The organism is Xylanimonas allomyrinae (genome assembly GCF_004135345.1).
GTDB lineage: Bacteria > Actinomycetota > Actinomycetes > Actinomycetales > Cellulomonadaceae > Xylanimonas > Xylanimonas allomyrinae.
The window spans coordinates 1,562,239-1,587,435 of the sequence record NZ_CP035495.1; the positions used below are offsets into that span (position 1 = coordinate 1,562,239).

Here is a 25,197-nt window from a genome sequence, read left to right on the forward strand (position 1 = left end):
TATGACGCCTGCAGCGCTGCTCGCGCACCTCAGCCGCCTCCAGGACGCGTTCACCACCCTCACCGCCGCGACCGACCCCGCCACGGCGGTGCCCGGACTCGGTGGCTGGCGCGTGCGCGACCTCGTACTGCACCTGGCGGGGGTGCATCACTGGGCCGCCGGCATGGCCGTCGGCGACCCCACCCGTGACATCACCCTCGTCGCCGACCCCGGGCTGCGCCCCGGCGAGCTCGCCGCGCTCTACGCGAGCCACGCCGCCGCGCTGCGCGCGACGCTCACCGACGCCGGGCCCGACGGCCCCGCTCGCACGCTGGTGGGACGCGGGACGACGTCGTTCTGGTTCCGGCGCCAGACCCACGAGACGCTCGTCCACCTCGGCGACCTCGCCGCGGCCCGAGCGGGTGCCTGGACTCCCGACGTGCTCGACAGCCTCGTCGCGCTCGACACCGACCTGTGGGCCGACGGCGTGGACGAGGTCGTCACGATGTTCCAGCCCCGGCAGACGCACCTGGGGCGCACCTCGCCGCTGGAGCGGACCGTCGCGCTGTACGACATCGACTCCGGACGCACCTGGGTGCTCGGCGCGCACGAGGACGGGCGCACGCCGTCCGACCGGCCCGCCGTCACCGTGACGGGCGACGCCCGCGCGCTCGACCTGCTGCTGTGGGGCCGGGTGCCGCTCGCGGCCGGCAGCGTCGTCGTCGACGGCGACGCGGGAGCGCTGAGCGCGGCGCTCGCCGCGGGCGTCACCCCCTGACCCGGGCCCCACGGCCCTCACCCGAGCCGGGTGACCTGCACCTCGACCTGCAGGACGCTGGGCCCGGGCCCGGCGTACACACCCTTGAGCGGCGGCACGTCGCCGTACTCGCGCCCGCGCGCGACCACGACGTGGTCGGTGCTCACGAACCGCCGGTTGGTGGGGTCATAGCCCGTCCACGAGCCCGTCCAGAACTCCAGCCACGCATGCGAGTCGCCGCGGACCGTCTCCCCGATCCCAGCGTCGCTCAGCGGGTGCAGGTACCCCGACACGTACCGGGCCGGGATCCCCACGCTGCGCAGGGCGCCGATCGCCAGGTGCGCCATGTCCTGGCACACGCCCTTGCGCGCGGCCCACGCCTCGGCGGCCGGGGAGTGCACGGCCGTCACGCCCGGCACGTACTCGAGCCGGTCGCGCACGGCCAGGCACACCGCCTCGGCCGCGGCCGCCGGGGCCAGGCCGCCCGCCGCCTCGAGCGCGAGCTCGGCGACGTCGTCGGGCACGTCCGTGGTGGCGGTCGGCGACAGGAACGCCGCGTGGGCGTCGAGGACGGCCTCCTCGCCCAGGTCCGCCCACGAGCGGTCGGGCGTCGGCGCCGGAGCGGGCCCCCGCTCGACGACGGACGACGCCACGATGGTCAGCCGCTCGTGGGCGCTGAGCATCTCGAACGCCGTGACCGCCGTGCCCCAGTAGTCGACGTACTCGTCGGTCCAGGTGTGCGGGTGGACGTCGACGCGGGTGCTGCGCACGTGCTGGCGCTCGTCGGCGACCGGGCGCATGCGCGCCTCGTTGTACGAGGCGCGCACCGCACCGCCGTAGTCGAACCGGGTCGTGTGGACCACACGCAGGACGCTCACAGTGCCTCCCCCACCCAGGCCGTCGTCGCCGCGGCCGGGAAGTACCTCGCCTTGACGGCGTCGCTCGCCTGCGAGCACGCCAGCTGGACGCGCTCGAGCACCTCGGGCAGCTCGTCGAGCAAGAGCTCGAGCCGTGCGTACTCCAGCTCGGTGCGCACGATGCCGAGCTCGCGCCTCGCCTCGTCCCCCGCGCCTCGCGACGGTTCGGAGGGGCCGAGGTCGCGCAGCGCGGCGTCGGCCTGCGTGAGTGCCGCGACGATCGAGCGCGGGAACAGCGGGTCGCGCAGCAGGAATCCCGCCGCACGGTCGTCGTCGGCTCGCCCGCGGTGGGCGCGCAGGTAGGCCTCGTGCGCGCCGCACGAGCGCAGCAGCGTGGTCCAGCCCGGGCCTGCCGCGCCCAGGCGTGCGTGGGTGGCGACGAGGCGAGCCGTCATGTCGGCCCGCTCGATCGACCGGCCCAGGATCATGAAGTGCCACGTCGCGTCGCGGCTCGTGGCCGAGTCCATGATCCCCGCGACGACGGCGGCGCGCTGGCGCACCCACTGGAAGAAGTCGTGCGGGATCAAGGACAGCGCCATCGTCGAGACCTCGTTGCGGGTCGTGTTCAGGCACTCCCACAGCTCGGTCGAGACGATCTCGCGTGCCCGCCGCGCGTTCTCCCTGGCCGAGACGAGCGATCCGGTGATCGACGACGGGTTTGCGCGGTCGCGCGACAGCAGCCGCACCACCAGGTCGCGGTCCACGATCTCCTCCGACGGCGGCGCCGGGTGGTCCATGATCGCCAGCAGCGACCGGCACGCGAGCTGCTCGTCGGCGAACGGGTCCTCCGAGAGCCGCTGGACGTGGACGTCGAGGATGCGCGCCGTGACGTCGGCCCGTTCGACGTAACGGCCGATCCAGAACAGCGACTCGGCGATGCGGCTCAGCACGTGACGGCTCCCGATGGTTCGAAGAAGGACTGTTGCTGTTGTTGCTGCTGCTGGCTCGACCGCAGGTCCGCCGGGTTGGTCGTCAGCGGCACCCCGGCCGCCGTCGCACCCGCGGGGTGAGCCGGCCTGCCCGTCGGCGTCGCGGCCTCGGCCTCGGCGCGGCGCGTGCGCGGACGGCCCTCGACCACCCAGGTGTCCTTCGAGCCGCCCCCCTGCGAGCTGTTGACGACGAGCTGCCCCTCGGGCAGCGCGACGCGCGTCAGTCCACCCGGCAGCACCCACACGTCGTCGCCGTCGTTGACCGCGAACGGCCGCAGGTCGATGTGGCGCGGGCGGAACCCGCCGTCGACGAACGTCGGCGCCGTCGAGAGCTGGACGACCGGCTGCGCGATCCAGCCGCGCGGGTCGGCGACCAGGCGCGTGCGCAGCTCGTCGAGCTCGGCCCTGCTCGCCGCCGGGCCGACGACGATGCCCTTGCCGCCCGAGCCGTCGACCGGCTTGACGACCAGCTCGTCGAGGCGGTCGAGCACCTCCGCGAGCGCCTCCGGCTCCTGGAGCCGCCAGGTGTCCACGTTCTTCAGGACGGGCTCCTCCCCGAGGTAGTACCGCACGAGGTCGGGCACGTAGGTGTAGACGAGCTTGTCGTCCGCGACGCCGTTGCCGATCGCGTTGGCGAGCGTGACCTGCCCGCGCCGTGCGCAGCCGACCAGGCCGGGCACGCCCAGCACGGAGTCGGCCCGGAACTGCACGGGGTCGAGGAAGTCGTCGTCGACCCGGCGGTAGATGACGTCGACGCGGCGCGGCCCCTGCGTGGTCCGCATGAACACGTGCCCGGACGCGCAGAACAGGTCGCGCCCCTCGACGAGCTCGACGCCCATGAGCCGCGCGAGCAGCGCGTGCTCGTAGTAGGCCGAGTTGTAGACGCCCGGGGTGAGCACGACGACGGTCGGGTCCGGCACGCCCTCGGGTGCCGCCGCCACCAGCGCGGCCAGGAGCCGCTGCGGGTAGTCGACCACGGGCCGCACCCGCATCGAGGAGAAGAGCTCGGGGAAGGAGCGCACCATGGCCTGCCGGTTGGACACGACGTAGCTGACGCCCGACGGGACGCGCACGTTGTCCTCCAGCACGCGGAACTCGCCGGACTCGTCGCGAACGATATCGATGCCCGCGACGTGGCACCGCACACCGTTCGGAGGCTCGATGCCGTGCGCGGCCCGCTTGAACTCCGCGCTCGACAGGATCAGCCGCAGGGGCACCACGCCGTCCTGGACCGCCTGCTGGGGGCCGTACACGTCAGCCAGGAACGCCTCCAGCGCCCGCACCCGCTGGGCGACGCCGCGGGCCACGACATCCCACTCGGCAGGCTCGACGACGCGCGGGACGACGTCGAGCGGGAAGGGCCGCTCCTCTCCCGCGAAGTCGAAGGTCACGCCCTGGGCGAGATAGGAGCGGGCGAGGGCGTCCGCGCGTGCGGCGACCTCGGAGGCCGTCAGGCTGGCCAGGGTGCCGTGCACGGGCGCATAGCGCGGGCGCACGCCACGGTCACGGTCGAGCATCTCGTCATATGCCGCGCCGAGTGCGTAATCGTCGAACAGGTCCGCCATGGGCGCACGGTACGGCGCGTTCTGTGGCCTGTGGGTTCCGTCCATGTTTCGAGAAGATGACGACACGGCGCCAGGTGCCGTCCACCGCCGTGCCCCGGCGGAACTTCGAGACGCGCCGTCGCGCAACCGGCCGCGGCCGTAGTCTGGGCGCCGTGGCGAACAGATGGGTCAACGTGCTGGTGGACGTCGCGCGCGCTGCGCTGTCGGGCAGCCGTAAGCGCACGCCCACCGCGGGGCGCGGCGCCGGCGTGGCCGCCCGGCCCGCCCGCGACGGCGGCACGCCCGGCGGTCGCACCGCACGGCCTTCCGCGACGACGACGCGGCCCAGGCCCACGTCGTCCGGCACCGCCGCGGCGGGCACCGCCTACCCCGGCGACTACCTCGGGACGGTGCGCGCGCAGTACGCGCCCCGCCTCGACGGAGCGCCCGACCCGGGCGAGATCGTGTGGACCCGCGTGCCGTTCGAGGAGGATCCGGCCCAGGGCAAGGACCGGCCGGTGCTGCTGGTCGGCCGCGACGGGAGCTGGCTGCTCGCGCTCCAGCTCACGTCGAAGGACCACGACCGCGACGCCGCGCAGGAGGCCCGCGCGGGCAGGCTCTGGATGGACATCGGCACCGGCGCCTGGGACACGCAGGGGCGACCCTCCGAGGTCCGGCTCAACCGGGTGATCCGGATCGACCCCGTGGCGGTGCGCCGCATCGGCGCGGTGCTGCCCGAGCCGGTGTTCCGGCGCGTCGTCGCCGCGATGAACGACGCGCTGGGCTGACGTCAGCCCAGCGCGCGGGCCGCGGCGTCCACGGCCGCACAGCGACGCCGCAACGAGGCCGAGCCGGCCCGCTCCGGCACGGCGAGCACGTCGCGTGCGAGGGCGTGGGCGTCGTCGACCACGGTGGCGAGCCGCCGGGCGCGGCCGACGCCGAGGATGCGGGCCGCCCGCACGGTGCCGTCGAGCAGTTCCAGCTCGCCGTCGGCTGCCGCGAGCCGCTGCGCGGGCTGCGCCGACGCCTCCCCCGCGCGGCGGCGGCGAGCACCTCGCGCGCCGCTGCGGCCAGGCGCGCCACGCGCGACCGGGTCACGTCGCAGGTCCGCACCGGCAGCACGATCCAGGCACAGGCAACGGCGACGACACCGCCGAGCACGACGCCCAGCAGGCGCTGCTGCAGCAGGTGCGGGCCGGCCTGCCCGAGGAAGCCGTAGAACAGGCTGAGCGCGGCCGTGACGCCGAACGCCCAGAACACGTGCCCGTGCGGGCGCAGGGCCGCGGCGAGCGCGAGGATCGCGAAGAGCAGGGCGAGGGCCGTGCGGTCCCCCGCCGTGGTCCCCAGGAGGGTCGCGACGGCCGTCCCGGCCAGCGCACCGGCGACGCGCTGCACACCCTTCCAGAGCACATCGCCGCGACCCCGGTTGGCGCTGTGGACGATGAGCGCGGTCATCACCGGCCACACGACGTGCGCCGGGTCCACCCACTGCGCGGCCGCGAACGCGACGGCGACCGCGACACCGGCCTGGACGGCCAGACGCGTGCTCGCTCGCGGCGTGCGGGCCGGCCTGCGCGGGGCCGACCGCTGCGAGGTCGGCCGTGCGCTGGTCGGCCGTGCGCTGGTCGCCGGCGGGCGCAGGCTCCGCACGGCCAGCGTCCATGCGAGGGCGACGCCCGCTGCGACCAGCGCCCAGCCCAGGAACGACGAGGAGGGCTCGAGCGCGGCCGAGACCACCAGGACGGCCGCGAGCGGCAGGGTCGTCGCCGCCCCCGCCGCCTGCCACACCGCACCGAACCTCCGCAGCCAGACCGGTACCGCCACCGCGAGCGCGAACAGCCCGGCGCCGACGGCGCGCGCGCGTCCGCCGTCGGCCAGCAGGATGCCGCAGCAGACGGCCACGGCCACGCCGAGGCCGAACGACGCGACCGCCAGGGGCAGAGCCCGCCCGCGTGCGGGGCCGAGGCCCCTGGGCAGCGAGAACGCGAGCACGACGGCGAACACGACCGCGCCGCGAGGCGGTGCCCACCACGTTCCGAGCTGGAGCATGGACCACAGGGTGGGCAGGACGACGACCATCGTTCCGACTGCCAGCGTCGCGCTCTCGCGGATCGGCCGGACGGGACGGGTCGGGGCTGTGGTGGTCATGCGTCCGTGCCTCCGCGTGGTGGACCGGCGGTGCCCGCGCGCCGTCGAGATACTAAGTGATAGCGTAATACTTGTGGATGCGCGAACCAGCCCTGGCGACGTCGCCCCGCTCGTACGGTTCGCCGTCCTGCGGACGGCGCGACGACTGCGAGCCGCGCGCGACCGCTCCGCGCTGAGCACCAACAAGATCGCGATCCTCGGCCACCTCGCGCGCAACGACGCGAGCACGCCGTCGCGCATCAGCGCCGAGGAATGGCAGCAACCGCAGTCCCTGACCCGCCCCCTCGCCGAGCTCGAGGCCGACGGCCTCATCGCACGCTCGGCCGACCCCGCGGACGGCAGGCGCAGCGTGCTGCGGCTGACGCCCGCGGGCCGCAGCGCGTTCGACGCCGACATGCGCGCCCGCGACGAGTGGCTGCGCGGCGCGCTCGCGCACCTCGACACCGACGACCTCCGCACGCTCGCCGAAGCCGCCGAGATCCTCGGCCGGCTCGAAGGAGACGATCCCCGTGACTGACACCCCCGACTGGGCCGCCCACGCGATCTGGTGGCGCCTGTACCCGCTCGGGTTCACCGGCGCCTACCCCGCCGCCGTCGCCCCGGCCGCCGACGAGCACCGGCTGCGCCGGATCATCCCGTGGCTCGACCACGTCACCGAGCTGGGAGCGTCCGGGATCGCTCTCGGTCCGCTCTTCGCCTCCACCAGCCACGGCTACGACACCGTCGACCACTACCGGATCGACCCCCGCCTGGGCGACGAGCACGACTTCGACGAGCTCGTCGCCCAGGCGCACGCACGCGGCCTCAAGGTGCAGCTCGACGGCGTGTTCAACCACGTGGGCAGCGCGCACCCGATCGCCCAGGCCGCACTGCGCGACGGGCCGGACAGCCCCGCCGGGCAGTGGCTCGCCCCCGGGGCCGACGGCGGGTTCGTGCCCTTCGAGGGTCACGACATCCTGCTGACGCTGAACCACGCCAACCCCGACGTGCAGCGGCTCGTCGCCGACGTCATGCGGCACTGGCTCGACCGCGGCGCCGACGCGTGGCGCCTCGACGCCGCCTACGCGACGCCCACCACCTTCTGGGCGCAGGTACTGCCGCAGGTGCGCCGCACGCACCCGCAGGCATGGTTCGAGGCCGAGGTCATCCACGGCGACTACGCCGCGTTCGTGCAGGCGAGCAGCGTCGACACGTGCACGCAGTACGAGCTGTGGAAGGCCGTCTGGTCGTCGATCAACGACCGCAACCTCCACGAGCTCGCCTGGACGCTCAGCCGCCACGACGAGCTGCTCGCGACGTTCGCGCCGTCGACCTTCATCGGCAACCACGACGTCACCCGCATCGCCAGCCGGCTCGACGACGCACGCCACCTGCCGCACGCCGTCGTGCTGCTCGCGGTGCTCGGCGGGACCCCCACCGTCTACGCGGGCGACGAGTACGGGCTGCGCGGCGTCAAGGAGGACCGCCCCCACGGCGACGACGCCATCCGGCCCGCCTTCCCGGCCACCCCGGCGGACCTCGCCGGCGCAGACCAGGGGCTGTTCCGGCTGCACCAGCGGCTCCTCGGCCTGCGCCGGCGCCACCCGTGGCTGCACCGGGCCACCGCCACGCCGACGCAGCTGAGCAACGACCACACGATCCTCGAGGTCGCGCACGGCGGGCATGCGCTCAGCGTGACCCTCAACCTCTCCGACGTCGCCGTGCCGAGCGGGGCGGGCGACGTGCTCGACCAGGACGACGGCTCGCAGCACACGGGTGACTCCGTCGCACCGCACGGCTGGCGGATCGCCTCGCTGCGCTGAGGGGCGACAGCCTCTGTTACTCTTGGTGGTTGCGTGTCCGCCCAGGTCGGCGGACACCGCCTCAGTTCCTCTCCAAGGGTTCCCCACCCCCAGTCCCGGAGCTGTGGCCGCCCTCTACGACCTATCCGCTCGTGCTGTCACCTCGCTGGCAGGCGAACACACCAGAAAGTCCACCAGTGGCAAACATCAAGTCCCAGATCAAGCGCATCAAGACGAACGAGAAGGCTCGTCTGCGCAACAAGGCCGTCAAGTCGGAGCTCAAGACGTACGTGCGCCGCGTGCGCGAGGCCGTCGCCGCCGGCGACAAGGAGGCCGCGACCACCGCTGTCGCCGCTGCGTCGCGCAAGCTCGACAAGGCCGTCTCGAAGGGCGTCATCCACGCGAACCAGGCCGCGAACCGCAAGTCGGCCATCGCGAAGCTGGCCAACGCTCTCTGAGCCCACCTGGCACAGGCACCACACAGGGCGCCGCCTCCCGCAGGGGAGGCGGCGCCCTTGCCGTCGCGCTCGCCCGGACCGGCAGCGACCGCGACTCGCGCGGTTGTGGCTGCAGGTCGTGACAACCAGTCGTGGCGAGAGGTCGTCGCGACGCGCGCGACGGGACCGCACCGGCACACGGCACGCCGCCGCGCGGGCGGGCGCGGGCGTGCGGGCGTTGGCGTGAGCGCGCGCGACGTCCGGACGCTCACCGGGAAGGCGGGCGCGGTGGGCAGGGAGGCGCGGTAGGCGGGCGCGCGCGGTGTCGCGTGCGCCGGTGGGGGCGAGGAACGGTCAGCGAACGGCTGCGGGGCGTGCGGCGGCGGCGATGGCCAGGACGGCCGTCTCGACCGCGTAGACCGGGTCGCGGCCGGCGCCCTTGACCTCGGCGTCCGCCTGCGCGACGGCGGTGATCGCCCTCGCGAGCCCCTCCGGCGTCCAGCGCTGGAGATCCTTCTGCGCGTTGCGGACCTGCCAGTCCTGCAGGCCGAGCTCGCGCGCCGTGACCGCGCCGCCGCGCAGCGCCGCAACCTTGGCCAGGGTGCGCAGCCGCAGCGCGAGCGCCGCGACCAGCGGCACCGGGTCGGCGCCCGTCGCCAGCGCGTGCCGCAGGAGCGCGACGGCGCCGCCGGCGTCACCCGCGACCGCGGCGTCGGCGACCTTGAAGCCCGTCGCCTCGACGCGCCCGCCGTAGTACCGGTCGACGACGCCGGTGGTGAGCGTCCCGGTCGTGTCGGCCACGAGCTGGGCGACCGCCGAGGCGAGCTCGCGCAGGTCGGTGCCCAGCGCGTCCACGAGGGCGCGCACGGCCTCCGGCTCGGCACGGCGGCGAGCCGCGCGCAGCTCTCGGGCCACGAACTCCGCCTTCTCCGCGTCGCGCGTCACGGCGTCGCACTGGAGCACCGGGGCACCCGACGCGACGATCGTGTCGAGCATCTTCTTGCCGCGCTGCCCGCTGCCGTGCACGACCACGACCGTCGTCTCGTGGTCGGGGTTCGCCGCGTACGCCAGCACGTCCGCGTACATCTCGTCGGTGCCCGCGTCCGCACCGGCGAGGACGACGACCTTGGCCTCCCCGAACAACGACGGGCTCGCCGCGACCTGGAGCTGCCCGGCGCCGTACGTCGGCCCGTCGAGCTGGGCCTTCTCCGTCTGGGGGTCGCGCTCGCGGGCGAGGCCGACGATCCCCTCGACCGCCCGCTCACGCAGCAGCTCCTCGGGGCCGCGCACCAGCACGAGGGGGGCGAGCGTGGGCTCGTCCCACGAGCGGACGTTGCCGGGACGAGGGCGGGCGCCGGACCGGGCGCGGGCAGCGGGAGGCACGCGCCCACTCTGCCACGCGCCACCGACCGACCCGGCGGGCGCGCGCGCCGCACGCCTCATCCGCACGCCAGCGCCAGCCTGCCGTGACGTGCCACCAGCACGGCCGACCCGCACTCGTCGGTCCGTACGGTGGTGGCGCCCACGGCCGCATACAGGGCGAGCATGCGGTCGGTGGGATGCCCGTAGGTGTTGCCCGCCCCGACGCTGACGAGCGCGACGCGCGGGTGCAGCAGGCGGGCGAGCCCCGCGGACTGAGACGCCGACCCGTGGTGCGCCACCTTGACGACGTCGACGCCGTCGGTCACGCCGGGCGGGCCGGTCGCCCTCAGCGCCGCGAGGAGCGCCTCCTGCCCGGGCTCCTCCAGGTCGCCGAGCGCAACCACGTCGATCGTGCCTCCGGGGCCGCGCGAGGTGAGGTCGAGCGCGAGCGAGGCGTCGTTGACGCCGTCGCCCTCGGCCGACCCGCTTGCCACGCCGGCCGGCCGGCTCCCGCTGGCGGTGCCCGTGCCGAGCACCCGGACGCCCACGGCCCACGGGCCCTCCCCCACCGTGCCGCCGTCCCCCACGACCGGCACGGCAGGTGCCAGGCCGGCGGCCTCCAGGGCGCCCGCCGCGCGGCGCGCGTTGGCGGCCGGCTCGTCGAGCGGCGAGACCCACGCGGCGCGCACACGGCGCCCGGCGAGGACGCCGGCGAGCCCGCCGACGTGGTCGAGGTGGTCGTGCGTGAGAACCAGCAGGTCGACCCGCGTGACCCCCAACCGGTCGAGGCAATGCCCTGCGGCGTCACCCGGGGGCCCGGTGTCGACGACGATCGCCGACGCCGGGCCCGTGCGGACGGCGAGCGCGTCACCCTGCCCGACGTCACAGGCCACGACCTGCCAGTCCGCGGGCACCGAGCCGCGCACGGGCAGCGCGCGCACGAACGCCGTCGTTGCGGCGACCGCCAGGAGCACGAGGGCCAGGGCAGCACCGCAGACGGCGGTGGCGACGCGCCGGTCGTGGTGCGTCGCCACGCCACGCCGACAGCGGGCGAACGTCGCGCGCCCCGACGTCCGCGCACGGCGCCACGTGCGGCGCCCGATCTCGGTCCACGCCCAGCCCTCGGCCGGCTCGCGACGCAGGACGAGCACGAACGCCGCAACCGTCGCCGCGAGCATCGCGAACGCCCCGGGCGGGCCACCCGGCCAGGGCAGCGCCGCCCCGGGCAGGGCCGCGCACCATCGAGCGACCGCGGCGATCCACCAGGTCGCGCCTCCGGCGAGCCAGGCGAGCACGCGCGCCGCCGCGGGCCACCCGGGGCCGATGACGGTCGCGCCGAGGCCCAGCAACGTCGCGGGAGCGACCGCGGGAGCGGCGAGCAGGTTGGCGAGCACCGACGTCGTCGGGAGGCCGGGCGAGAGCAGCACGAGCACGGGGCCGCACGCCGCCTGGGCCGCGACCGGGACCGCGAGCGCGAACGCGCCGGCCCGGCCCAGCCACGGCGTCAGCCGGCGCACGAGGGCCGGGGCGAGCAGCACGAGCCCGGCCGTCGCCGCACACGAGAGCGCGAACCCGAACGATCGCGCGAGCCACGGGTCGGCGCACAGCAGCGCGACGACGCACACGGCGAGCGACGGCACCGACGCGGCGGGCCGGCCCAGGACCAGGCCCAGCAGCGTGACCGCACACATCGCCGCGGCGCGCTGCACGCTCGGGTCGGGGCGCACGAGGAGGACGAACGCGGCCGCGACCACGGCCACGAGCGCCACCCGTGCGGCGCGAGGGGCACGCACGGCCCCGGCGAGCGCCGTGACGAGCGCGAGCACGATCGCGAAGTGCCCGCCCGAGACGGCCGTCAGGTGTGTGAGCCCTGTCGCCCGGAACGCGTCCGCCAGGTCGGGCGGCAGCCGAGAGGTGTCCCCGACGGCGATCCCCGGCACGAGCCCTTGCGCCTGGGGCGACAGGTCCGCGGTGACGTCGCGCAGCGCCGCACGCATCGCGTTCGTCACCCGGACGACGGCAGGTGGCGCGCGGGTGACCTGCGCCGCGTCGCCCGTGGCGCGCGCGGCCGCCGCATCACCCGGCCGGGCGGGCGAGAGCCGCGCGCGTACGACGACGCGCGCCCCGTACGGCGGGGCCGTCGGCGTCGTGACCTCGATGCGGCCTCGCACCGAGGTCGTCACGGCGCGCGCCGTGAGCGAGTCGGCGGCCAGCTCCCAGCGCTGCCCCGTCCCGAACGACGCCGGGGCAGGGTCGGTGACGACCCGCCCGTGGAGGACGGCGTCGGCGTGCTCGGTCGCGAGCAAGGCCAGCGGGGCGCGCGTCGTGGTGTCGACGTGGGCCGAGAGCGCGACGGCGGCGACGGCGCCGAGGGCGAGCAGGACGTGCGCGGCACCGGTTCCCGAGCGCCACCCGAGTCGTGGCGCGGCCTGGCCCCGCCTGGACGCCGCGAGGGCCGCGAGGATGCGCGGCCACCGGTCCACCGCGCGCGCAGGCCGCGCACGGGCGGCGGTCGCCCGCGGCGGCTGACGCTCACCGCGACCCCGCGGCGGCTGGGGTTCACCGTGGCCCCGGGGCGACGCGAGGCGCAGGCGTCGCCACCCCAGGGTCAGCAGCGCGAGCAAGGCCCCGGCGCTCGCGGCGACGACGGTCGACGACGCGGCCCGGGGCGGGGCTGCCGCGCCTGTGAGCGTCCACGCGGCGGCCCACGCCGCGAGCGCCGCCGGGGCGAGCCGCAGGTCCGCCCTCACACCGTCACCAGGTCGCGGACCTTGGCCATCATCGCGGGCCCGATACCGGACACCTGGTCGAGCTCGTCGACCGACGCGAACGCCCCGTTCTGCTCACGCCAGGCGACGATCCTGGCGGCGAGCGCCGGGCCGATCCCCGGCAGGGTGGCGAGCGTCGCGGCGTCGGCGGTGTTGAGGTTGACGAGACCGGCGGGCGCGGCGAGGGCGCTCGTCCCGTCCGCGGCGGCCGCTGGTCCGGGCGCCGGAGCGACCGCCTCTCCGGGGCCGGCACGCGCAGCTGCTCACCGTCGACGAGGAGCCGGGCGAGGTTGACGGCGCTCAGGTCCGCGCCCTCGGTCGGCCCGCCGGCGGCGGCGACGGCGTCGGCGACGCGCGCCCCCGCGGGCAACGTGAGCAGTCCGGGCGCGTGGACCTGGCCGACGACGTCGACCACGACGCCGGGGGCCGACGGGCTGGGCGACGGCAGCGGGGCGACGCTCGCGAAGGGGTTTCCCGCCGCGTCTCCCAGGGTCGGGGACGCGGCACCGGTCATGCCGAGCACGTCGACGTCGTCGCGCGGCCACAGCGCGACGACGGCGAGCCCGGCACCCAGCAGGAGCACGGCACAGACCGCGGCGACGGCGGCCCGGGGTCGCAGCGCCCAGCGTCGGGCGCCGGGGTTGTGAAGCTCGGTGTCATCGCCGCCGGGGACGTGGCCTTGGAGCGCGGCGTACGCCGCGGCCGCGTGCCGCGCGGCGGCGGTCGCCTGGCGGCGGTCGGCGAGCCGCGAGCGCAGGTCGTCCGCGAGGTCATCCGCCGTGCCGGCGTCAGCGATGTCACCTGCCGAGCCGACCCCGGCGAGGCCGTCAACCACGCCAACCCCAGCGACATCGCCCGCCGTGCCAGCGCCCGCGAGACCGTCAGCCGTGCCGACCCCAGCAGGACCGTCAGCCAAGCCAACCCCCGCAGGACCGTCAGCCAAGCCAACCCCAGCGAGATCGCCCGCCGTGCCAGCGCCCGCGAGACCGCCAGCCGTGCCGACCCCCGCAGGACCGTCAGCCAAGCCAACCCCAGCGACATCGCCCGCCAGGCCGACGCCCGCGAGACCGTCGACCACCCCTGCGGGACCGCCGGCCGGATCGCCCTCCGCAGGGCCGTCACCCGAACCGGCCCCCGCCGGACCACCGGTCCAGGCACCCCCAGGGCCACCAGGCTCGGCACCCCGGAGAGGTCGCGCCTGCGCGTCGGGCGGGGACACGGGCACCGCGCCCGACCCGCTCTGCTGCACCGCGCCCGCCGCGCGCGGCGCGCGACCGGTCACGGCGTTGTCCCACGGCAGGCCGGCTCCGCCCTCGTGCTCCCCGGTGCGGGCAGCGCCGTCGGCCCGTGCCGCCCGCAGCCTTCCGAGGGCTGCCGCGAACGCGTCGCTCTCCCTGTGCTCGCTCACGGCCGCGACGTTAGGGCGCGCCGTGGCGGCGCCGGTCCTGCCGGCTGCGGCCTGTGCGCAACCCCGGCGGCCGGCCCGCGGGGGACGGCGTCAGTGCGAGTGGCCGCCGAGGTCCGCCACCACGACGGCCACCGCGCCCGGCCCCGCGTGGGTGCCCAGGACGGCGCTGACCGGCGTGACGACGGGCGTCGCGTCGAGGCGCTCCCGCAGCCGGGACGCGACGTCTGCGGCACGCTCGGGCGCACCGAGGTGGTGCACGGCCACGCCCACGCGCTGCATCCCGTCGGCGTGCTCGACGGCGAGCGCGAGCATGCGTTCGAGCGCTGCCGCCCGGGTCCGGACGCGCTGCACGAGCCGCACCGCGCCGTCGTCGATCTCCAGGATGGGCCGCACGCCGAGGGCCGTGCCGAGCGCGGCGGCCCCTGCGGACAGGCGCCCGCCGCGCCGCAGGTGGTCGAGCGAGTCGACGAGGAACAGCGTCCGGCTCGATGCCGCGACGGCTGCGGCGCGGGCGGCGACGTGCTCGGCGTCGGCACCCGCGGCGGCGCACTGCGCGGCGGCCTGCGCGGCGAACCCGAGCGCCATCGCGACGGCACGCGAGTCGACCGCCCGCACCGCGAGCATCGCGCGCTGCCCTGCGTGCCCCGCGCCGGCGACCGTCCCGGACAGGGCGCCCGACAGGTGCACCGACACGATGGCGCGCGCCCCGTCCTGCGCGAGCGCGCGGTATGCCGCGGCGAAGTCCTCGGGCGAGGGCTGCGACGTCGTCAGCCGCTGCCCGGCACCGATGCGCTCGGCGACCTGCGCGGGTGTGATGTCGACGCCCTCGCGCAGCTCGCCGTCGGGCGTCATGACGCGCAGCGGGACGACGACGGGCCCGCTGCCCGCGCCGTCGGGCGAGACGCCGGGGTGATGGGGCAGGCACGCCGTCGAGTCGGTGACGACACGCACGGCGGGTCGGGCGACGTCGTCCGCGACGACGTCGCGCGGAGCTGAGCGGACGCTGTGGGTCAGGAGGTGAGGCAGGCGCATGGCACGGTCACCATATCCAGCCACCCGCCGGGCGGCGGCCCATCGCGCGCGCTAGGTTGCGCGCATGCCCGAGGATCACCAGCCCACGGCCCCGACGAGCGCCGACCTCGCGGCCCTGCGGGCAGCGGCGGCGCAGGCGGCCGCCGAGGCCGCAGCCGCCAAGGCGGCGGCAGCGCAGGCCGCGCTCGAGGCGGCCGAGGCCGCCGCGCAGGCCGCCGGCCCCGGCCAGGCCGCCACGCCCGCACCGCCCGCCGACCCCGCTCCCCCGGCGGTCGCGTCCGCACCGTCCCTGCCACCGGCCGCCGCACCCGCGCCGGTCGGCGACGCCCCGCGCACGCCCCCGGACCTCGACGGGTACGCCGCCGAGGTCGCCGCGGGCTACGCGGTGCGCGGAGCCTTGCTCCCGCTCGGTGCCCTTCTCGAGGACGTCGGCGGCACGCCCGCCCCGAACCCGGACGTGCAGGTGGGCTTCGCGCTGTCGATGCTCAACCGGCACGGCCTCGTCGCGGGAGCCACGGGCACGGGCAAGACCAAGACGCTCCAGGCGATGGCCGAGGGCCTGTCGCTCGCGGGTGTGCCGGTGTTCCTCGCGGACATCAAGGGCGACCTGTCGGGCCTGGCGGTCGCGCCCGCCCCGAGCGAGGCCGTCAGCGCGCGCGCGGCCAGCATCGGCCAGGCGTGGGCCCCGACGGCGTTCCCCGTCGAGTTCTACTCGCTGGGCGGGCTCGGTGCGGGGGTGCCGATCCGCACCACGGTGACCGACTTCGGCCCGTTGCTGCTGAGCAAGGTGCTGGGGCTCAACGACACCCAGGAGTCGAGCCTCGGCCTGGTCTTCCACTGGGCCGACGCGCAGGGCCTGGCGCTGCTCGACCTCAAGGACCTGCAGGCGACCATCGCCTACCTCGTCTCGGACGAGGGCAAGGCGGAGCTCAAGGGCATCGGCGGCCTGTCGGTGGCGACGGCGGGCGTGATCCTGCGCGAGATCGTCGCGCTCCAGGCGCAGGGGGCGGACGTGTTCTTCGGCGAGCCCGCGTTCGCGACGTCGGACCTGCTGCGCACGGCCGCCGACGGCAGGGGCGTGGTCTCGGCGCTGGAGCTGCCCGCGGTCCAGGACCGTCCCGCCCTGTTCTCGACGTTCCTGATGTGGCTGCTGGCCGACCTGTTCCAGGAGCTGCCGGAGGTGGGCGACCCGGACAAGCCGCGCCTGGTCTTCTTCTTCGACGAGGCTCACCTCCTCTTTGCCGGCGCGAGCAAGGACTTCCTGCAGCAGGTCACGCAGACGGTGCGCCTCATCCGCTCCAAGGGGGTGGGCGTCTTCTTCGTCACCCAGTCCCCCAAGGACGTGCCGGCCGACGTGCTCGCCCAGCTCGGCAACCGGGTGCAGCACGCGCTGCGGGCCTTCACCCCCGACGACGCGACGGCGCTGCGCCAGGCGGTGCGGACGTTCCCGCACTCGCCCTACGACCTGGAGCGCCTGCTGCAGTCGCTCGCGACGGGCGAGGCCGTGGTCACCGTGCTGACCGAGAAGGGTGCGCCCGCGCCGGTCGCCTGGACGCGCGTGCGCGCCCCGCAGGCGTCGATGGACCCGGCGCCGCCCGCCACGCTCGACGCCGTCGTGGCGGCGTCGAGCGGGCAGGCGCGTTACGGCACCGCCGTCGACAACGAGTCGGCGTTCGAGCTGCTGCAGGTGCGCGTGCAGCAGGAGGCGGCCGCGCGCGAGGCCGCCCGGGCCGCCGACGCCGCCGCGCAGGCGCAGGCGAAGGCTGAGGCGGACGCCGCGGCCCAGCGCGAGCGGGCCGCCCGCAAGGAGCAGGCCGAGCTGGAGAAGATGCGCGAGCGCCTGCTGCGCGACGCCACGCAGCGTCCGACGGCGTCCCGGCCCCGCTCGCGCGCGGCGAGCCCGCTCGACTCGATGCTCCGGACGGCCGGCAACACGCTGGCGCGCGAGATCACCCGCTCGATCTTCGGCACGCGGCGACGCTGACCGCCGCCGTCACGCCACGTACTCGTCCGCAACGTCGAGCGCGGCGTCGATCACCGCGAGCCCGCGCCGCAGCTCGTCCTCCGCGATGACCAGCGGCGGTGCCAGGTGCACGCGGCTGAAGTGCGTGAAGGGCCACACGCCGCCCGCCTTGCACGCGGCGGCGATGCGCGCCATCGGCTCGGCGTCGGCACCCGCGGCGTTGAACGGTACGAGCGGCTCGCGCGTCTCGCGGTCGCGCACGAGCTCCAGCGCCCAGAACAGGCCCCGGCCGCGCGCCTCGCCCAGCGCGGGGTGCCGCTCGGCCCAGGCCGCGAGCTCGGGGGCGATCACGCGTTCGCCGAGGTCGCGCACGCGCTCCAGGATGCCGTCGCGCTCGAACACCTCGAAGGTGGCCACGCCCGCCGCGCAGGCCAGCGGGTGGCCGGAGTAGGTGAGCCCGCCGGGGAACGGGACGTCGTCGAAGTGGCGTGCGACGGCGTCGCTGATGACGACGCCGCCCAGGGGCACGTACCCGGAGTTGACGCCCTTGGCGAACGTGATGAGGTCGGGCACGACGCCGAACGCGTCGACGGCGAACCACTCCCCGACGCGGCCGAACCCCACCATGACCTCGTCGGCCACGAGGAGGATGCCGTGCCGGTCGCACAGCTCGCGCACGCCCGCCAGGTAGCCCGGCGGCGGGACGAGCACGCCGTTGGTGCCGACGATGGTCTCCAGCACGATCGCGGCGACCGTCCCGGCGCCCTCGAGCCGCACCACCGACTCCAGGTGCTCGAGCGCGCGCTCGGTCTCCTGCTCGGGGTCGTGGCGTGGAACGCCGAGCGGTACGGGTAGGGGCCGAAGAAGTGGGCGACGCCCGGGTCGATCGGGCGGTTGGCCCACCGGCGCGGGTCGCCCGTCAGGGCGATCGCCGTCGACGTCGAGCCGTGGTACGAGCGGTAGGCGGACAGCACCTTCCAGCGCCCGGTCGCCTGCCGCGCGAGGCGGACCGCGTACTCGTTGGCCTCGGCGCCGCCGTTGGTGAAGAACACGTGGTCGAGCGTGCCGGGCGCGACGGCGGCGATCCGGCGCGCCAGCTCGCCGCGCACGTCGTTGGCCAGGGACGGCTGGATCGTGGCGAGCCGCCCGGCCTGCTGCTGGACGGCGGCGACCAGGTCGGGGTGCTGGTGGCCCAGGTTGAGGTTGACGAGCTGGGAGCCGAAGTCGAGGTAGGCGTTGCCCTGGTAGTCCCAGAACGTCGAGCCCCGGCCCGCCGCGACGGGCAGCGGGTCGATGTGGGCCTGCGCGCTCCAGGAGTGGAACACGTGCGCCCGGTCGTCCGCGCGCACCTGCGCCTCGGCGTCCGCGTCGCCGAACGGGTGGTGCGTGCCGTGCCGGTCGAGGTGGCCGTGCGGTTCGTCGCTCGCGCTCGGCACGAGCGCGTCGTTGGTCGGCGTCATCGGTGCTCCTCAGCGGTTCGACGGGAAGGCGAGCTCGACCTTCGAGCCGGCCGGGTCGGGCCAGCGCGAGGTGACGACCTTGCTGCGCGTGTAGAAGTGGAACGACTCGGGGCCGTAGATGTGCGTGTCGCCGAACAGCGAGTCCTTCCAGCCGCCGAACGAGTACGCGCCCACGGGCACCGGGATCGGCACATTGATGCCGATCATGCCCGCGTCCGCCTCCCGCTGGAAGCGGCGCGCGGCACCGCCGTCGCGCGTGAAGACGGCCGCGCCGTTGCCGAACGGGCTGCCGTTGACGATCGCGACCGCCTCGTCGAACGTCTCGGCCCGCACGACGGCCAGCACGGGCCCGAAGATCTCGTCGTCGTACACGGGCGTGCCGGGCCGCACGTGGTCGACGAGGCTGGGCGCCAGGAAGAACCCACCGCCCGGCAGGTCGCGCTCACGCCCGTCGACGACGACGGTGGCGCCGTCGGCGGCCGCGCCGGCCACGTAGGACGCGACCTTGTCGCGGTGCTCGCGCGTGATGAGCGGGCCCATCTCGCTCGCCGGGTCGGTGCCGGGGCCGACGACGAGCGCGTCGAGCCGCCGCGCCACGGCCTCCACGAGCCGGTCGCCGACGTCACCGACCGTGACCAGCACGCTGACGGCCATGCAGCGCTCCCCGGCCGAGCCGTAGGCGGCCGAGACGGCAGCGTCGGCCGCCGCGTCGACGTCGGCGTCGGGCAGCACGACCATGTGGTTCTTCGCGCCGGCCAGCGCCTGGACGCGCTTGCCGGACGCGCTCGCGCGGGCGTAGATGGCGCGCGCGACGGGCGTGGACCCGACGAAGCTCACCGCGCCCACGTGCGGGTCGTCGAGCAGCGCGTCCACGGCGTCCTTGGCGCCGTGGACGACGTTGAGCACGCCGTCGGGCAGGCCCGCCTCCTGGAAGAGCCGCGCGAGGAACAGGGGCGCGCTCGGGTCCTTCTCGCTCGGCTTGAGCACCACGGTGTTGCCGCACGCGACCGCGCTGGCGACCATCCACAGGGGCACCATGACGGGGAAGTTGAACGGGGTGATGCACCCGACGACGCCGACGGGCTGCCGCACCGAGTACACGTCGACGCCGCGCGAGACCTGCTCGCTGTGCTCGCCCTTGAGGTGCTCGAGCAGGCCGGCCGCGTACTCGACGTTCTCCAGGCCGCGCCCGATCTCGCCGAGCGCGTCGGCGTGCACCTTGCCGTGCTCGGACGTGACGATGCGCGCGAGGTCGTCTCGGCGCTCGGTCAGCAGGTGCCGCAGCCGGAAGAGCACGTCCGCGCGGCGCGCCAGGCTCGTCTCGCGCCAGGCCGGCAGGGCCGCGCGCGCCGCCTGGACGGCGGCCGCGACGTCGGCGGCACCGCCCAGCACGACGTCGTGCTGGCGCTGCCCGGTCGCCGGGTCGAAGACGGGGCCGACGCGGGCCGGGTCGCCGGTCTCGGCTCCGGCGACGAGATGACGGATGAGTGCCACGGTTCCTCCACAGCAGGGACGACGGGGATGCCGGACGATCTGCCCGGATGGTGACTAGTCTCAGAACCTCGATCATCTCGGCGCGGAAGCGAGGCCAGCGATGTCAGACCGTCCCGGATCACGCACCGTTCGGACAGATCGTCCGGCACCCGGCGACTCGCACCTGCTGCCGAGCGTGCGCGACGTGCTCGCCTCCGAGCCGGTCGCCCGGGCCCTGCCCGAGCTGGTGTGCGGCGCCGAGGGGCTCGACGCGCCCGTGCGCTGGGTCCACGTCGCCGAGACCCCCGAGGCCGCGGGCCTCGTCTCGGGCGGCGAGCTCCTGCTCTCGACGGGCATCGCCTGGCCCGCCGACGGTCCGGCGCTGCACCGCCTGGGCCGGCAGCTCGTCGCGGCCCGTATCGCGGGACTCGTCCTGGAGCTCGGGGACCACCTGCCCGCCGCCCCGCCCGCCCTCGTGGCCGAGCTGCGCGCCGCGGGCGTCCCGTTCGTCGTCCTGCACCGCAAGGCCCGCTTCGTCGACGTCACCGAGTCCGTCCACGCGCGGATCATCTCCGACCAGACGGCCGCGCTGCGCGCCCGCGACGAGATCCACACGCTGTTCACCGGCCTGAGCCTGCGCGGCAGCCCCGCCGACGTCATCGTCGCGCACGCCGCACGCGTGCTCGCCTGCCCCGTCGTGCTGGAGGACGCCGCCCACCAGGTCGTCGCCGCCGAGAACCTCTCCCCCGACGGCGCCGACCTCGCCGCGTGGGAGCAGCGCTCACGCGCCGCGCACCGCGGCACAGGACAGGACGGCTGGACGATCGCGCCCGTCGAGGCGCGCGGCACCCGCTGGGGGCACCTCGTCGCGCTCCCCGGGGAGCAGCACCGCGCCGGCCGCTCGACCGTGCTCGAACAGGCCGCCGTCGCACTGACCCTCAGCCGGCTCGCCGACCGCGACGACGACGCGTGGTCCCGGCACAGCCACACGGCCCTCCTCGGCACGCTCCTGCGCGGGCGGCACGCCGGCGACGGCGAGCTCACGGCGCGCTTCGAGGCGTCCGGCTTCCCCGTCACCGGCCGTGTCCTGACCGGCGCCGTCCTGCTGCGGCGCGCGGGCGCCCTCGACGACGGCGCCGCGACCCGCGTGGTGCGCGCCGCCCGTGCCAGCGGGCTCGGCGTCCTCGCCGCACCCCAGCCCGACCGGCCGGGCCGGCTCGTCGTCGCCGTGTCCGCGCGCGACGGGCACGCGCCCGACGACGCCGCGTTCCAGGCGCTCGCGGCCGCCGCGCCGCACGAGGCCGACGAACGCGCGGCCGACGTCGTCGTCGGCACCGGGGCCCACGGGCCGGCCGGGCTGCTCGCCTCGCTCACCGAGGCCGTCGCGCTCGCCGGGCGCCTGACGCCGGGGCCCGCCGCCGCCGTCCACCGGGCGTCCCGGCACCCGCTGCTGCGCCTGGTCACCGCGCTCGGCGGCGACCCCCGGCTGACGGCGCACGCCGAGGACCTGCTGCGCCCGCTCGTCGAGCACGACCTGGCGCACGACGGCGACCTGGTCGAGGTGCTGCGCGCCTACGTCGCCCACCCCGGCAACCGCACCCGTGCGGCGGCCGCGAGCCACCTGTCACGCTCGGTGTTCTACCAGCGGCTGGCGCTCGTCTCCCGGCTCCTGGGACTCGACCTCGACGACGGCGAGGCGGTCGCGGCGCTGCACGTCGCGGTGCTGGCCCGGCCGCCCCGGCGCGCCTGAGGCCCTGGCGAGTCTGAGGCCCTGGCGCGCCTGAGTCCCTGGCGCGCCTGAGTCCCCGGCGCCTGAGACTAGGCGCCAAACGCGGCCCGGACCTCGGCGTGCGGCAGGGCGTAGGCGCGGTGCCCGTCACGCCCCGTCACGTCGTGCGCCGCGACCAGCGCCTCCGCCACGGCCTCCTCCGTGGCCTCGACCGTCGCCGCGTAGAGCGGGTCGACCAGTCCCCACGGCACGGACCGGAGCCGGTCGAGCGGCGGGGTCTGCCCGGCGGGGATGCGCGAGACGAGCGCGCCGGTGTTGGCCGTCGAGAACGCGAGGAAGATGTCGCCCGAGAAGTGGCTGCCGGTGGTCCCCGTGCGCGCCAGCCCCAGCGGCACGCGGCGCGCGACCGCCGCGAGCTGGTGCGGAAGCAGCGGCGCGTCGGTCGCCACGATCCCCACCACGCTCCCCGCCCCGGCCGCCGCGCCCGGGTTCTCGCCGTCGCGCACCAGCCAGTCGGTCTCCGCCATCGGGTTCGGCGCGGCCGAACGCCGGCCGAGCGGCACGCCGCCCAGGCGCAGCTCGGGCCGCGACCCGAAGTTTGCCTGCAACAGCACGCCGACCGTGTACTGCTCGTCACCGACGTCGGCGACCCGCGACGCCGTGCCCGTGCCGCCCTTGAAGCCGTAGCAGCACATGCCCGTGCCGCCGCCGAACGGGCCGCTGACGACGTCGGCGCTCGCGGCGTCGATCGCGCGACCGGCGTCGTCGGGCACGAGGTGACCGCCGTTGATGTCGTGCAGGTAGCCGTCCCACGTCTCGCCCACCACGGGCAGGAGCCACTGGGAGGCCAGCGCCGGATGGTGGCGCACGACCCAGTCGACGACGCCGCGATGGACCGTCCCGACCGAGTGCGAGCTCGTCAGGAGCACGGGCAGGTCGAGCGACCCGCTCTCGTCGATCCACGTCCGGCCCGTGAGCTCGCCGTTGCCGTTGAGCGAGTGCGTCGCGGCCGCGCACGGGACGCCGACGCCGTCGCGGCCTCGCGGCAGGATGGCTGTGACTCCGGTCTGGACGTGCCCGGCCGAACGGGTCACGTAGCCGACCTCGACTCCCCCGACGTCGGTGATCGCGTTGCGCGGCCCGGGGACGCCGTCGAAGGAAACGCCGAGGTCACGTGCGTGGATGCCAGACATGCGCGACAGCATAGCGATTCTGAACGCTTGCTCAAGATGCGCTTGATCTTGCCCGGACAGGCTTGACAGACAGACTGGGACGCCGCTTGACTCCCTGTTCAATTCCTGCGTAACGGCGCGCAGACCTGACTAGGGGAGTCGCATGAGCCAGCTCAACGCAAGAGCCTCGTCCCACCCCACCAGCGAGACCCAGGAGGGCCGGCAGCTCGCGTCCGGCCGACTCGGCGTGTGGGGAATCGCGTTCTTCGTGATCTCCGCCGCCGCCCCGCTCACGGTGGTGGTCAGCGCGGCACCCACCGCGCTGCGCCTGGGCGGTATCGGCGCACCCGGAGCCATGCTCGTGTGCGGGATGGTGCTGATCCTGTTCGCGGTGGGCTTCACCGCGATGTCCCGCTACGTACGCAACGCCGGAGCGTTCTACGCGTACGCCACGCGCGGGCTCGGACGGCCCGCCGGGCTCGCGACGGCGCTCGTGACCGTGTTCGCCTACGCGTCCCTGTGCGTGTGCTTCTACGGGTTCATCGGCTTCTTCGGCCAGATCACCGTCGAGGCGCTGCTCGGGTACCACCTGCACTGGGGCTTCTACTCGCTCGCCTCGGCCGCCCTGGTCTGCGTGCTCGGCTACCGGCACATCGACGTCGGCGCCAAGGTGCTCGGCGTCCTGCTCACGCTGGAGGTCGCGATCCTCCTGGTGCTCGCCGTCGCGGTGCTCATGCAGGGCGGTCCCGCGCCGGCCTCGGCCGCGTCGTTCGACCCGCGCAACATCTTCCTCGCCGCGGGCTCAGGCAGCCTCTTCGTCTTCGGGTTCGGCGCCTACATCGGGTTCGAGGGCACCGCGATCTACACCGAGGAGGCCAAGGACCCGCGCCGGACCGTTCCGCGCGCCACGTACGTCGCCGTCGGGTTCCTCGGCGCGTTCTACGCCTTTACGTTCTGGATCCTCACGGTCGCCTTCGGCGCCGACAACGTCGTCGAGCTCGCCCAGGGCGAGGACTTCCAGGACATCGTCTTCTCCGCGGGCTCGACCTACCTCGGCGACGCCGCGGCCGACACCATGCGCGTCCTGATCGTCACCAGCTTCTTCGCCTGCCTGCTCGCGTTCCACAACGCGTGCTCGCGCTACGTGTACTCCCTCGCCCGCGAGCGCCTGCTGCCGTACGGCCTCGCCAGCACGCACCGCGTCAGCCGCTCCCCCCACCGGGCGAGCCTGCTGCTGTCGGGCCTGAGCCTGGTGGTCATCGTCGCCTGCATCGTCGTGAAGGCTGACCCGTTCCTCCAGCTCGGGATCTGGACGTACTCCATGGGCGTGGCCGGCCTCGTCTTCGCCCAGGCGGTCGCCGCGGTCGCGATCGTCGGCTTCTTCACCCAGGACCTGCGAGGCCACTCCCCGTGGCGGGTGCTGATCGCACCCGTCCTCGGCGCCGTCGGCCTCGCCGTCGGGTTCTGGCTCATCGCCACGAACATGGACATCATCACGGACCAGGAGGGCGCGGTGAACACCATCCTGCTGCTGCCCACGCCCGTGCTGGTGGTCGTCGGGCTCGTCGCCGCCCGGGTGATGCGCCGACGCGACCCGGCGCGGTACGCGTCGCTCGCGACGGCGGAGGCGCCCGAGGCCCTGGAACGGGTCTGAGACGGCCATGGGCGCCGCAGGCGGCGGTCGCCGCCGCGCCGAGCTCGTCTCGGCAGCGTTGCGGGTCGCGCGGGACAAGGGCGTCGGGGCGACCAACGTCCGGTCCGTCGCGGCGGAGGCCGACGTCTCCACCGGCACGGTGATGTACCACTTCTCGACCTTCGACGACCTCGTCTTCACCGCGGTCGAGGGCGTCGTCGAGGAGTTCTACGAGCGCCGGCGCGAGATCGCCGAACGGCACGCCGACCCGCGCGACCGCATCGTGGCTCTCGTCGAGGCCGGGGTCCCCGACGTCATCTCCCAGGACCTGCGCCTGGTGTACGAGAGCATCCCGTTGCTACGCCAGCGGCCTCAGTACAAGCCGCTGCACCGCTCGATCGTCGAACGGCAGGTGATGCTCTACCGCACGACGATCGAGCTCGGCGCCGGGCTGGGGCACTTCCACCCGGCCGCCGAGCCGGCAGCCATCGCCCGCAACCTCGTCGCGCTCGAGGACGCGTACGACCTGTACCCGCTCATCGGCGTGGAGCTCGACCGGGCCGCCTGCCGCGCGAACGTGCTGTCGTACGCGAGCCTCGCGCTCCGGTGCACGCTCGCCGGACCGGGCGGCGTGCCGCGCGCGACCGGCACGGGAAAGGCGAGCTGAACGGCGCGTGCCTGGCCGCTCGCTCCCGGCCGCAGCCG

Annotated in this window: 19 protein-coding genes and 2 pseudogenes; 9 read left to right on the plus strand and 12 right to left on the minus strand. The window is 75.5% G+C overall.

What is annotated here, in order from left to right:
• Position 1: 1 nt before the first annotated feature.
• On the plus strand, positions 2-757 hold the full coding sequence (locus tag ET495_RS07195; RefSeq protein ID WP_129203811.1) for a maleylpyruvate isomerase N-terminal domain-containing protein: 756 nt from the start codon (positions 2-4) through the stop codon (positions 755-757).
• 17 nt (positions 758-774) lie between these two features.
• Here ET495_RS07195 and ET495_RS07200 read toward each other — a convergent pair whose 3' ends face one another.
• From ET495_RS07200 to ET495_RS07210, 3 genes are read right to left on the minus strand one after another with little or no spacing between them, the layout of a single operon-like run.
• The gene (locus ET495_RS07200; protein WP_129203813.1) at positions 775-1,614 is read right to left on the minus strand and encodes a transglutaminase family protein; all 840 of its coding nucleotides are present in this window, start codon (positions 1,612-1,614) and stop codon (positions 775-777) included.
• On the minus strand, positions 1,611-2,543 hold the full coding sequence (locus ET495_RS07205) for an alpha-E domain-containing protein (RefSeq protein WP_129203815.1): 933 nt from the start codon (positions 2,541-2,543) through the stop codon (positions 1,611-1,613). The genes ET495_RS07200 and ET495_RS07205 overlap by 4 nt, the downstream gene beginning before the upstream one ends.
• Positions 2,537-4,147, minus strand: coding sequence for a circularly permuted type 2 ATP-grasp protein (locus tag ET495_RS07210; RefSeq protein ID WP_129203817.1), 1,611 nt, complete (start codon positions 4,145-4,147; stop codon positions 2,537-2,539). The genes ET495_RS07205 and ET495_RS07210 overlap by 7 nt, the downstream gene beginning before the upstream one ends.
• A gap of 152 nt (positions 4,148-4,299) precedes the next feature.
• Between ET495_RS07210 and ET495_RS07215 the strand changes: the two genes are divergently transcribed.
• The gene (locus tag ET495_RS07215) at positions 4,300-4,914 is read left to right on the plus strand and encodes a type II toxin-antitoxin system PemK/MazF family toxin (RefSeq protein ID WP_245993359.1); all 615 of its coding nucleotides are present in this window, start codon (positions 4,300-4,302) and stop codon (positions 4,912-4,914) included.
• On the opposite strand, the gene ET495_RS07220 is transcribed toward ET495_RS07215, so the two are convergent.
• Entirely contained in the window at positions 4,805-6,274 is a 1,470-nt protein-coding gene (locus tag ET495_RS07220) for an FUSC family protein (RefSeq protein WP_162616398.1), read from the minus strand. The genes ET495_RS07215 and ET495_RS07220 overlap by 110 nt on opposite strands.
• 73 nt (positions 6,275-6,347) lie before the next feature.
• Between ET495_RS07220 and ET495_RS17605 the strand changes: the two genes are divergently transcribed.
• The 3 genes from ET495_RS17605 (at position 6,348) to rpsT (ending at position 8,513) form a co-directional block, all read left to right on the plus strand.
• On the plus strand, positions 6,348-6,791 hold the full coding sequence (locus ET495_RS17605) for a MarR family winged helix-turn-helix transcriptional regulator (protein ID WP_162616399.1): 444 nt from the start codon (positions 6,348-6,350) through the stop codon (positions 6,789-6,791).
• A complete protein-coding gene (locus tag ET495_RS07230; RefSeq protein WP_129203825.1) occupies positions 6,784-8,076 on the plus strand; it encodes an alpha-amylase family protein in 1,293 nt (430 codons plus the stop codon). The genes ET495_RS17605 and ET495_RS07230 overlap by 8 nt, the downstream gene beginning before the upstream one ends.
• A 176-nt stretch (positions 8,077-8,252) precedes the next feature.
• The gene (gene rpsT, locus ET495_RS07235) at positions 8,253-8,513 is read left to right on the plus strand and encodes a 30S ribosomal protein S20 (protein WP_129203827.1); all 261 of its coding nucleotides are present in this window, start codon (positions 8,253-8,255) and stop codon (positions 8,511-8,513) included.
• Positions 8,514-8,846: 333 nt separating this feature from the next.
• Here the strand turns inward: rpsT and holA are convergent, their stop codons facing one another.
• The 5 genes and pseudogenes from holA to ET495_RS07255 all read right to left on the minus strand — a co-directional run bounded on the left by holA (position 8,847) and on the right by ET495_RS07255 (position 15,062).
• Positions 8,847-9,875 (minus strand): DNA polymerase III subunit delta, encoded by a 1,029-nt coding sequence (gene holA / locus ET495_RS07240; RefSeq protein WP_245993360.1) that lies wholly within the window; start codon positions 9,873-9,875, stop codon positions 8,847-8,849.
• A 56-nt stretch (positions 9,876-9,931) separates the two neighbouring features.
• Entirely contained in the window at positions 9,932-12,604 is a 2,673-nt protein-coding gene (locus tag ET495_RS07245; protein ID WP_245993361.1) for a ComEC/Rec2 family competence protein, read from the minus strand.
• On the minus strand, positions 12,601-12,738 hold the full coding sequence (locus ET495_RS18545; protein WP_245993416.1) for a ComEA family DNA-binding protein: 138 nt from the start codon (positions 12,736-12,738) through the stop codon (positions 12,601-12,603). The genes ET495_RS07245 and ET495_RS18545 overlap by 4 nt, the downstream gene beginning before the upstream one ends.
• A 194-nt stretch (positions 12,739-12,932) precedes the next feature.
• Positions 12,933-13,136 (minus strand): annotated as a pseudogene (locus ET495_RS18555) (SLBB domain-containing protein); the annotation flags it as partial.
• A 984-nt stretch (positions 13,137-14,120) separates the two neighbouring features.
• The gene (locus ET495_RS07255; RefSeq protein WP_129203829.1) at positions 14,121-15,062 is read right to left on the minus strand and encodes a DegV family protein; all 942 of its coding nucleotides are present in this window, start codon (positions 15,060-15,062) and stop codon (positions 14,121-14,123) included.
• A 64-nt stretch (positions 15,063-15,126) separates the two neighbouring features.
• On the opposite strand from ET495_RS07255, the gene ET495_RS07260 reads away from it, so the two are divergent.
• Positions 15,127-17,046 (plus strand): helicase HerA-like domain-containing protein, encoded by a 1,920-nt coding sequence (locus ET495_RS07260; protein ID WP_129203831.1) that lies wholly within the window; start codon positions 15,127-15,129, stop codon positions 17,044-17,046.
• Positions 17,047-17,055: 9 nt separating this feature from the next.
• Here ET495_RS07260 and ET495_RS07265 read toward each other — a convergent pair.
• Both ET495_RS07265 and ET495_RS07270 read right to left on the minus strand, forming a co-directional pair.
• Positions 17,056-18,485, minus strand: a pseudogene (locus ET495_RS07265) (aminotransferase class III-fold pyridoxal phosphate-dependent enzyme).
• A gap of 9 nt (positions 18,486-18,494) precedes the next feature.
• Positions 18,495-19,979: a CoA-acylating methylmalonate-semialdehyde dehydrogenase gene (locus ET495_RS07270; protein ID WP_129203833.1), complete on the minus strand. Its 1,485-nt coding sequence runs from the start codon at positions 19,977-19,979 to the stop codon at positions 18,495-18,497.
• Positions 19,980-20,079: 100 nt separating this feature from the next.
• Between ET495_RS07270 and ET495_RS07275 the strand changes: the two genes are divergently transcribed.
• Positions 20,080-21,708 carry a PucR family transcriptional regulator gene (locus ET495_RS07275; protein ID WP_129203835.1) on the plus strand — a complete coding sequence of 543 codons (1,629 nt, stop codon included), beginning with the start codon at positions 20,080-20,082 and terminating at the stop codon, positions 21,706-21,708.
• 68 nt (positions 21,709-21,776) lie between these two features.
• On the opposite strand, the gene ET495_RS07280 is transcribed toward ET495_RS07275, so the two are convergent.
• Positions 21,777-22,880, minus strand: coding sequence for a P1 family peptidase (locus ET495_RS07280; RefSeq protein WP_245993362.1), 1,104 nt, complete (start codon positions 22,878-22,880; stop codon positions 21,777-21,779).
• Positions 22,881-23,022: 142 nt separating this feature from the next.
• Between ET495_RS07280 and ET495_RS07285 the strand changes: the two genes are divergently transcribed.
• Entirely contained in the window at positions 23,023-24,513 is a 1,491-nt protein-coding gene (locus tag ET495_RS07285) for an APC family permease (RefSeq protein ID WP_129203839.1), read from the plus strand.
• A gap of 7 nt (positions 24,514-24,520) precedes the next feature.
• Complete coding sequence (locus ET495_RS07290) at positions 24,521-25,159, plus strand: TetR/AcrR family transcriptional regulator (RefSeq protein WP_129203841.1); 639 nt, start codon at positions 24,521-24,523, stop codon at positions 25,157-25,159.
• The last annotated feature ends 38 nt before the right edge of the window (positions 25,160-25,197 follow it).

Bases quoted from the DNA above. Each gene is read 5' to 3' on its own strand.
- ET495_RS07195 (WP_129203811.1), top strand. From the start codon at position 2: ATGACGCCTGCAGCGCTGCTCGCGCACCTCAGCCGCCTCCAGGACGCG.
- ET495_RS07210 (WP_129203817.1), bottom strand. From the start codon at position 4,147: ATGGCGGACCTGTTCGACGATTACGCACTCGGCGCGGCATATGACGAG.
- ET495_RS07220 (WP_162616398.1), bottom strand. From the start codon at position 6,274: ATGACCACCACAGCCCCGACCCGTCCCGTCCGGCCGATCCGCGAGAGC.
- ET495_RS07255 (WP_129203829.1), bottom strand. From the start codon at position 15,062: ATGCGCCTGCCTCACCTCCTGACCCACAGCGTCCGCTCAGCTCCGCGC.
- ET495_RS07260 (WP_129203831.1), top strand. From the start codon at position 15,127: ATGCCCGAGGATCACCAGCCCACGGCCCCGACGAGCGCCGACCTCGCG.
- ET495_RS07275 (WP_129203835.1), top strand. From the start codon at position 20,080: ATGTCAGACCGTCCCGGATCACGCACCGTTCGGACAGATCGTCCGGCA.
- ET495_RS07280 (WP_245993362.1), bottom strand. From the start codon at position 22,880: ATGTCTGGCATCCACGCACGTGACCTCGGCGTTTCCTTCGACGGCGTC.
- ET495_RS07285 (WP_129203839.1), top strand. From the start codon at position 23,023: ATGAGCCAGCTCAACGCAAGAGCCTCGTCCCACCCCACCAGCGAGACC.
- ET495_RS07290 (WP_129203841.1), top strand. From the start codon at position 24,521: ATGGGCGCCGCAGGCGGCGGTCGCCGCCGCGCCGAGCTCGTCTCGGCA.